1 protein-coding gene is annotated in these 681 nt (G+C 48.6%); it reads left to right on the forward strand.

All coding sequences use genetic code 11. The features are described 5' to 3' along the window. The coding region (locus R7Q09_RS25900) for a rhodanese-related sulfurtransferase (RefSeq protein ID WP_318143910.1) at positions 1 to 676 on the forward strand (676 nt) is incomplete at its 5' end. Positions 677 to 681 lie beyond the last annotated feature (5 nt).

A 681-nucleotide genomic window follows, 5' to 3' on the forward strand; every position in this document is an offset into this window, starting at 1 on the left:
CATCGACCCTCGCCATGTGGTGGGTACGTATGTGAAACCTCAAGACTGGAACGATTTGATCGCCGATCCAGAAGTGTTTGTGGTGGATACTCGCAACGATTACGAAATCGAAATCGGCACCTTCAAAGGGGCTGTAAACCCAAATACCGAAACGTTCCGTGAGTTCCCAGGCTATGTGAAAGAAAACATGGATCCGGCAAAGCACAAGAAAGTGGCGATGTTCTGTACAGGTGGTATCCGATGTGAAAAATCAACCGCTTACATGAAAGAGCAAGGCTTTGAGGAAGTTTACCACCTAGAAGGCGGCATTCTTAAATACCTTGAAGAAGTACCACAAGAAGAGAGCATGTGGGAAGGCGATTGTTACGTGTTTGACGGTCGTGTGGCTGTCAACCACCAGCTTGAGAAAGCCGATTACGATTTGTGTAACGCTTGTCGATTACCGATCACAGAAGAAGACAAGCAGTCTGAATTGTTCGAGCAAGGCGTGAGCTGCCCGAAATGTCACGGCAAACATTCAGAAGAGCAAGTTGCGCGATTCCGCGAGCGCGAAAAGCAAGTTTCATTAGCCGATCAACGAGGCGAGCAGCACGTTGGTGGTGAAAGTGCTAAGCAACGTGCGCAGCGACGCGAAGCAAAGCTAGCGAAAAAAGCAGCTCAACGTAAACAAGCTTAAGTGAC

Source organism: Vibrio sp. 2130-1 (genome assembly GCF_033339515.1).